Origin of the sequence: Bellilinea sp. (assembly GCF_034432615.1) — a bacterium.
Lineage (GTDB): Bacteria > Chloroflexota > Anaerolineae > Anaerolineales > Anaerolineaceae > Bellilinea.
This window is the reverse complement of the sequence record NZ_DAOUBL010000067.1, coordinates 1-2,410: the sequence shown is the minus strand read 5'-3', so window position 1 is coordinate 2,410 and position 2,410 is coordinate 1. Positions and strand designations below refer to the sequence as shown.

At 50.0% G+C, this 2,410-nt stretch carries 3 protein-coding genes; 2 read left to right on the top strand and 1 reads right to left on the bottom strand.

The window, feature by feature from the left end:
* Positions 1 to 343 (bottom strand): aminotransferase class I/II-fold pyridoxal phosphate-dependent enzyme (locus VAE48_RS03350; RefSeq protein WP_322791901.1); only part of this gene is annotated, 343 nt, incomplete at its 3' end.
* Positions 344 to 570: 227 nt separating this feature from the next.
* On the opposite strand from VAE48_RS03350, the gene VAE48_RS03345 reads away from it, so the two are divergent.
* Positions 571 to 1,470 carry an ROK family protein gene (locus VAE48_RS03345; RefSeq protein ID WP_322791900.1) on the top strand — a complete coding sequence of 300 codons (900 nt, stop codon included), beginning with the start codon at positions 571 to 573 and terminating at the stop codon, positions 1,468 to 1,470.
* Positions 1,385 to 2,410 (top strand): hypothetical protein (locus tag VAE48_RS03340; RefSeq protein ID WP_322791899.1); only part of this gene is annotated, 1,026 nt, incomplete at its 3' end. The genes VAE48_RS03345 and VAE48_RS03340, both read left to right, overlap by 86 nt.

Genomic DNA, 2,410 nt, shown 5'->3' with positions numbered 1-2,410 from the left:
GGTTTGCCTGCATACCGGTTGAAAAGACCAGCGCCGCTTCTTTGCCCACCCACTCAGCCAGTTCGTGCTCCAATTGCTCATGGAGTGCCAGGGTGCCATTCAGGAAGCGGGAACCTGTGCAGCTGGTACCGTAACGTTCCAGCGCATCGCACGCGGCTTGCTTGACCCGCGGGTCTGTGGTGAGACCGAGATAGTTGTTTGAACCGCACATGATCAGGCGGTGTCCGTGAAAAATGACTTCTGTGCCTTCATTTTCATCCAGGGGAATAAAATAAGGATAGATACCCTGTGCAATGGCTTCTTTGGCCGCAGTAAATTCTCGACATTTTTCAAAAATATCCATGATGACAAACCTCTTTTTCGCTAAATTCTCAGGTCATATCAACAAAAAAACGAATTAATCCATACGGAGCGGATTTTCTCAAACCTTGAAGAATGATTGGAGATGTCTGGAAAATCCTGGCTGGATTATACCCCGTTCATTCGATTTCCACATTAAAAATGAGGGGTGGTTTGTGATATTATTAAAATACCCAGAGAAAATAAAAAATTATCAACAGGAGGTCAGTCATGGAACTCTATGGTGGTGTTGAAGCCGGTGGAACTAAGTTTGTTTGTGCAATCGGAACATCGCCAGAGGATATCCGCGCAGAAGTGCGTTTTCCGACGACTGAACCGAAAGAAACTCTGGCGAAAACAGTTGACTTCTTCCGCCAGTACATGGTCAAAAATAACGCCCGGCTGGCGGGAATCGGAGTCGGCTCGTTTGGGCCTCTTGATCTCAACCCTGCTTCTCCGAATTTTGGGAAAATCACAACTACCCCAAAACCGGGCTGGTCTTTTGCACCCGTCCTTCAAACCCTGCAAGACGCCACAGGAGTGCCTGTGTTTCTCGATACGGATGTCAACGCTGCAGCCCTCGGAGAAGGTACATGGGGGGCAGCCAAAGGGTTGAAGGACTACATCTACATTACGATTGGCACCGGAATTGGCGGTGGCTTAATCATCAATGGACAGCCGTATCATGGTTTGGTTCACCCCGAGATGGGGCATATTCGTTTGCTGCATGATCAAAAGGCAGATCCATTTGTGGGGATTTGTCCTTTCCACGGTGATTGTTTTGAGGGATTAGCCAGCGGACCGGCTTTGCAAGCCCGGCTGGGAAAGCCGGCTGAAGGTGTCCCGCCTTATCACCCGGTTTGGGAATTGGAAGCCGAGTACATTGCTTTGGCGCTGAATGATTTCATCTGTGTCGTTTCCCCTCAACGGATTATTCTGGGAGGAGGGGTAATGCAGCAAACTCACCTTTTCCCCATGATTCGGCTTAAAGTTCAGCAATACCTCAATCGTTATATCTTCGCTTCGCAAATCCTGGAAAACATTGATGAATATATTGTTCCCCCTGCATTGGGTAACCGGGCTGGGGTTATGGGCGCCATTGCACTGGCGAAATTACGAACCGAAGGATGATGATCAGGAGCAATGCCGTATGCCTCCACACATGACCTTCTTTTGTGAACTGGAAGCAGCTCAACTTGAAGTCCTTTTTGAATCAGGGCAGGTTATTGCTACCTTGCAGAAATTGGACGCCGGCGTTGCGCTCGCCATTCGGGATTTTTCGACTGAGAGGGCAGCGGTTGTGCGGCGGCTCAATGAGGCTGGCATACCGGTAACGGCGTGGCTGCTGCTCCCGGAGGAAGAGGGTTACTGGTTCAATCTGGATAATGCTCCCCTGGCGGTACAGCGCTACCAGGATTTTCAGGCCTGGAGTCAAAATGAACACTTGAAATGGCTCCGTATTGGGCTGGATATCGAACCGGATTTTCGATTGATCACCGCATTGAAAGAGGGGGTAATGCCGGCTTTGCGGTTTATTTTCTCTACGGCGAGTCATCGCAAAAAACGATTTGCCAGTGCCCGATTGCTCTACCGCCAGCTGGTTGAGCAGATTCACAACGATGGTTATGAGGTGGAGGCTTATCAGCTGCCGCTGATACTGGAAGAGCGCAGAAGCCGCTCATTCGTTTTACAGCGCTGGCTGGGGGTTCTGGATTTAGAGGTTGACCGTGAGGTTCTCATGCTGTATTCCAGCTTCAGCCGACCATGGGGAGATGCACTGCTGCTCAGTTACGGCAAAGATGCTCAAAATATTGCAATTGGCAGCACTGGCGGTGGTGTGGATTTGGAAGGAGTTGCAGATACCCGTCCGCTGGACTGGCAGGAATTCAGCCGGGATTTATTGATTGCGGGTCTATTAAAGCCGGAGGTGGCAATCTTCAGCCTGGAAGGTTGTGTACAGCAGGGTTATTTAGAGAAACTGATTCAGTTTGACTGGCAGCAATCGGTTCAGGTTGAGCGAAGAAAGTATGTTCTTGTTCAACAGGTGAGGCGACTGCTGGCAGCCGCCTTA

Coding starts and splice junctions, on each gene's coding strand:
- VAE48_RS03345 (WP_322791900.1), top strand. CDS start 571: ATGGAACTCTATGGTGGTGTTGAAGCCGGTGGAACTAAGTTTGTTTGT.